The organism is Pontibacter sp. GD13, assembly GCF_058216355.1.
In genome coordinates this window covers 1-5,277 of record NZ_JBYZMQ010000020.1, presented here as the reverse complement: position 1 = coordinate 5,277, position 5,277 = coordinate 1, and the positions used below count along the sequence as shown (strand labels likewise).

Annotated in this window: 7 protein-coding genes; all 7 read right to left on the bottom strand. The window is 35.0% G+C overall.

The annotated features are described in order from the left end of the window. Positions 1-202 precede the first annotated feature (202 nt). The gene (locus AC4BAN_RS17110) at positions 203-880 is read right to left on the bottom strand and encodes a hypothetical protein (RefSeq protein WP_490565634.1); all 678 of its coding nucleotides are present in this window, start codon (positions 878-880) and stop codon (positions 203-205) included. 58 nt (positions 881-938) lie between these two features. Then, positions 939-1,925, bottom strand: coding sequence for a phospholipase D-like domain-containing protein (locus tag AC4BAN_RS17105; protein WP_490565633.1), 987 nt, complete (start codon positions 1,923-1,925; stop codon positions 939-941). A gap of 107 nt (positions 1,926-2,032) precedes the next feature. Further along, positions 2,033-2,611 (bottom strand): immunity 53 family protein, encoded by a 579-nt coding sequence (locus tag AC4BAN_RS17100; protein WP_490565632.1) that lies wholly within the window; start codon positions 2,609-2,611, stop codon positions 2,033-2,035. Positions 2,612-2,690: 79 nt separating this feature from the next. Beyond that, on the bottom strand, positions 2,691-3,194 hold the full coding sequence (locus AC4BAN_RS17095) for a SecDF P1 head subdomain-containing protein (RefSeq protein WP_490565631.1): 504 nt from the start codon (positions 3,192-3,194) through the stop codon (positions 2,691-2,693). Positions 3,195-3,268: 74 nt separating this feature from the next. Next, positions 3,269-3,745: a hypothetical protein gene (locus AC4BAN_RS17090; protein WP_490565630.1), complete on the bottom strand. Its 477-nt coding sequence runs from the start codon at positions 3,743-3,745 to the stop codon at positions 3,269-3,271. Between the two features lie 99 nt (positions 3,746-3,844). Continuing rightward, positions 3,845-4,759 (bottom strand): hypothetical protein, encoded by a 915-nt coding sequence (locus tag AC4BAN_RS17085; protein WP_490565629.1) that lies wholly within the window; start codon positions 4,757-4,759, stop codon positions 3,845-3,847. Positions 4,760-4,791: 32 nt separating this feature from the next. After that, entirely contained in the window at positions 4,792-5,142 is a 351-nt protein-coding gene (locus tag AC4BAN_RS17080) for a cyclic-phosphate processing receiver domain-containing protein (RefSeq protein ID WP_490565628.1), read from the bottom strand. Positions 5,143-5,277 lie beyond the last annotated feature (135 nt).

The following is a 5,277-nucleotide window of genomic DNA, read 5'->3' as shown; positions in this document are numbered from 1 at the left end:
GCCTTTGGTTCTTTTTCTGATCGTTGCTGAGCTTTAGTGGCCTTTGATGCCGCCCAGACCTAAAAAAGCCTGAAAGACACGCCACTTTTAAAGCTCGTAAATTCACAATCACGGTCAACGGTTGGTATAAAAAACGTGCAAGGCCGTCGGCCGAAGCATGATTTTTATACAGTGTTAGCGGTTAGGGTTTTCTTTTTTTTATTTAGACTTTTTGAGTAGCTGGTTCAAGATTATTCATATTGCCTTTCATTGAGCAAAGCATATGTTCAGTTTCAGCTGCCTTCAAGCGCTGCATTGCTGTAGGCATTTCCTTTAACTCTATGAATTTTTTCCTTGCTGTTCCTTGTTCAACATAGCCTTTCTGTTCAAGAATTTCCATTCCTTTTCTTGCTCCTGCATGTAAATAGACTTTGTCGGGTTCAATATTCATATGCGAAGCAATTCGTATAGCTGTATCGTATATTGAAAGCTCTCCAAATCCTTTTACCTTACATTCAGTTACAATATCGAAGATTTCATCAAAGGTTCGAGCTTTTAGGATTTCGTTTATTCTCTTTAGTAATCCTTCTCTTACCTGCTTAGACACTTCATAAGGAACACCACGTTTATTGCCTTCTTTATCAAGAAATACCTCTTGATGGTTGTGTCTGATAAAATACTCAATACCCTGATTAGTTATTTTAAAAATCCCATCAGCTGCATGCACAATTACTTCTGTTAAGTTTGGCAAGTCTTTATAAAAACTAAGGTATTTATCTAAATAATCTGAATGGGTTTCAAAGAAAAAATGTGTTGTAATATTATTGCCGTCTTTATCGCAATATTTCCAAAACTTATATTCCTCAGCTTTGTATTGATTTATTAATTGTTCCAGTGTCATTGGTTAAATAATAAGATTACGAACTCAGATTGTTTGAAAAAGCAAAATAATAATGTATCTAATCTCGTTTAATCCGTAACTTTGATTTTGAGAAAATTTCCTTTATTGTATTTCGTGAAACTTGTTCACCATTTACTTCTTTGCATTCAACATTTAAATCCCCCAATTGATTTAAATGTAATTGCATTTCTAAGATAGTTGCACCAATAGGCTTTTTTGATAAATTCTTAAGAACATCAACTCTACGTCTTGGTTCAGCCCCCACGTTTTTAACTACGTAAATACTTAGCTGATAAATATTTTCTACAAGTGTATAAAAATTAATTGTAGAAGTTAATCCACCTTCAGGTATAGGTACACCTGCAGGAAATTCAACTGTCATATTTTCGCTTGGATTAATGATTATATCACATGGATTTATATTAAACTTATCCCAAGAAAACCGGCATTCTTCTTTATTGACTTTATCAATTATATTAATAGTGATTTCTGCAGATTTAATACAATGTTCTTGGGTGGTATTATCTGGAGGAGTAAACTTTGATGAGATAGGTAATGTCGTTAATGTTTCTTCAGAGTAATTATCCAATTTTTTTCTTTCTGATATGTCGTTTACTTTTGGTTTATTGAGTAAAAGTACTTTTTCAAACTCATTATTAAATTTTTCTACAATTCCCTTTTCAGTAAAGACTGTAATATTCTCCGAATTATAATGTTCGGCTTTCTTTGTCCAATTATAAGAGCCAGTAATAACTAAGCTCTCATCTATAATACAAAATTTGTGATGAACAATTCCTTTACCAGGAGCTACGTTTGAAAAATAGAAGTTGCCTCCATTGTTTACAAATTTTTGAAAATCTAATCCAGAGTTATTTGTTTTATCATTTATAACAATCAAATCCACTTTACATCCTGAAGCGAGCTTTTCTAAAACAGTATCAAACAAGATATCATTATTAAACCAAGCTACTGCAATTTTCAAACTTGTTTTAGCTTCTCCAACTCTTGATAAAATTTCACTTTGTATGTTATCAAAATATACCATTATCTGTGAACCTGAAATTTTATTTCTTTAAACTTACCGCTAACGGCTGGTACATAAAGCGAGCAAGGCGTAGCCGAAGCTTGGCATATGTGCAGGGTTAGGGTTTGTTATTCTACTTTTTCTGTTACAACTGGGCCTAACCCTTCATAGAAGGTTTGCAGCTTGCACTTTACTTTATCGCCTTCTTTATATTCCAGTTTGCTGAGTGCCTTTAGGTCGATGTTTTGATAATCGTCAATATCCAATACCTCCAGATTCTGGAGTGTAGTTTCTTCTATCTGAATGATTTCGAATACACTTTCATTAACTGCCCTTGCTGTTACTTCTTTCCAAATAGGTGTTTTAGTGTTAGGTACAGGAACATAAATTAGATAAGTGAAGCTTGCGTCTGCTTGTGAAGGCAAGACATCTTCTAAGAAAATCCTTAAGATTTCGTTAAGCTTGTCTGGGTCGCCAGCACCAGTAAACTTCCTGTCCTTTACTCCGATAAACAACCAGTCTTCGTTTCCATTGTCATACTGCTTACTGTACTCGGCATTTTCAAGAGGCGTATCCTGAAGTTCTATCTCTACTGACCAACCAGGATTATCAATCGTAGTGATTTTGATTCCGAAGCCGTGCTCCCAATCTCCGTCACAGTTGTTTCTAAACCAATCCTGTATTCGTTCAAGTAGAGATTTATCCATTTTCTATAACTTTAATACACCCTAACGGTTTGTACATAAGGTGAGCGAGGCGTAGCCGAAGCATAACTTATGTACTGGGTTATGGTTTGGCTTTCTTCTCTTTCTTAATTTTATTCTGCAAGTCTCTTAACTCAACTTCTGTCAAGTCACCACGATTCAAGGCAGTAATTCCAATATCAATTTGCGAATTAACTGTAGGCGTATAGAAAACTTGGTCGTCAATTACTAAAGCCAATTTTTCTCCAATGGATTTTCCAGTAGCAATACTCCAAGCTTTTGTACCTTCTTGGTCTAGCTTTATAGTCAATCCAAAGTCCCCTGAATTACTTTGGTAAATTTCAATATTTGAAAAGTTCTTAACTGTTGCAATTGGCTTTGGGTCTATATAAACAAGCTCTTCAGTTCCTTTTAATTTTCTTGCAATCCCGCTTTCTTTATTACTTAGATAATACCAACCTGTTTTTAAATATCCATTTTCTTGCTTCACTTCACTTTTTGAAATCTCTGATTGCGATTCAGTTGCAGAAGGAGAATCCACTGGCCCACAATTCAAGAGCAGTACTAAAGGAATTAGGAATATCATCTTATTTAATAATTTTAGATTTACCATAACGGCTGGGCTAAACGGCGGCGGCGGCCGTCGGCCGATGCTGGAGTTTAGGTGTTGTTGTACGTAGGCTTTTTTAGTTTTTTCTTTAGGCGTTCATAATCACTATCTACAAGGAAATGTCCGTCAATAGTTAATAATTTACCTTGGCCACCAAATATTCTAAACTCTTTAATTCTTTTAAACTTCTTGTCCGTTAGAATCAACCATAAAAGATTATTCGAATAGGCTGCAACAGGAAATTCTTTATCTATAGTTTTAGTACTTCTAATGTCGGACAGGTTAATTCTTTTCCTACCCAGTCCGAGCATATTATTTACCTCCAAATATGTGTCGGTCAATTCAAACCTGCTCTTTACCAGCAATCCGATTGAAACGAACAGAAAGCCCGACACAGAACAGAACCAGGTCCAGACGACCTTGCCTGTTCCTTCAAATTTTAGATAGGTTAGAATTGAAGCTATGAAAAGCGCAAGTCCAATGATTAGTACAGCCCTAATTTTTCTATAATCTGTCGTCAATTTCATTTTTATAGCTTACGTACAACGGTCTCGTATAAAAAACGTGCAAGGCCGTCGGCCGTAGCATGATGTTTATACAGTGTTAGCCACTGTTTTTCTACCTTTTCAACTAGCTGAAAATTCTAGCAACTCCTTTTTTATCCCTTTCAATCTTTCATCTCGCTTTTGCAGTTTTGCAGGAATCCAAAAATCATTGGTCATTCCACTTGCGAGATGTGGAAGTTTTAAATGAGTTATAATTTTACCATTCAAATCAAATTTTTTGAAAGTTGGACTATTAACGTACCTTTTAGGAAATTCCGTTTCAAATTCAGATGTTGATTTTTTAGAAACCCTTTTCCAGTTACTTTCCAAAATATCTTCGACAAATTCGGCTACATCTGTGCTTTGGGAAATGATATACTTAGGGCGAATTATCTCAATTTCATTTTGAAGGAATTTTTTTGCTACCACATTTCTGATTTTCTTCCATCCCTTGATTTTGAGGATTTCATTTGCCTTTCCTTGTACTGCAAAATGAGACATATCAGTTATATAGAACCTATTCAAAAATTCTTTTGAGCGATAATTCTCTTCAGTGTCTCCGAAAATGCCGTATAGGTTTTGCCAAAGCTTTGTGTTTGGTTCATATTCATCTATCTCTCCGAACTCATTATCTCCAGTCTCTCTTAGTCCGTAAGTCGCTTGGAAATTCCTATTCCCTACACTTGGACTTTTTGATATCCCAATGTGAGGTTCCATACCTATTACCATAATCTCTTTTACCGTATCGGCAGAGAAATCCAATTTACCTATCCAGCCTGGAAAGTCGAATGCCCATTCTTCCTTTTCTATTATCGTAGAAAATTCAGGAATGAGTTCCTTAACCTTGTTTTTGTTGTACTCGGAAAGGTTTTTAATATAAAGGTCGCTTGAATGCCCCTTTTTCAGTTGCAAAAAGTTATTTGTTTCTGTTATTGACTCTACAATCACTTTTCCGAATTTATCTTCCAAAAACTGCAGGTATCTATTATGCGCCATTGTGTATTAGTTTGGTTTGAAGTGAGATTTGATTAAAGACTATTATTTTGAGACAATGTAAATTTTATGTAATTTACTAAAAGCCCTTTTATCTGTTCAGCTGCTACTGGATTAGCTGAATGCACATAAAATTTCAGTTTGGATAGGTCTAAGCCAGATTCATACACTAACCATTTAGCGGCTGCATATCCGTCAGGAGCAATATTATCATTAGCATCTAATCCTAAATCATTGTCAAAACTTATATAATCTGGTAATCCCTTTTGAACAATGGTAGATTTAAAATCTTCAAAATTTCTTACAATAATAAAGTCTTCGTCGGTTAGGTCTTTATATACCATGCCCACTGTCCTTATATCATCAAGAAAAAGTCTATAACTCATATTTTAAATTGTGGCTAACGTTACTCGTGCATAATGTGGGTGATGCGTAGCAGAAACCTATATTATGAACTTTGTTGGGCATTGTTGTTTTAGCAATTTACTTCGAGAATCTTTCTCCCATTTTCTTCAACCACT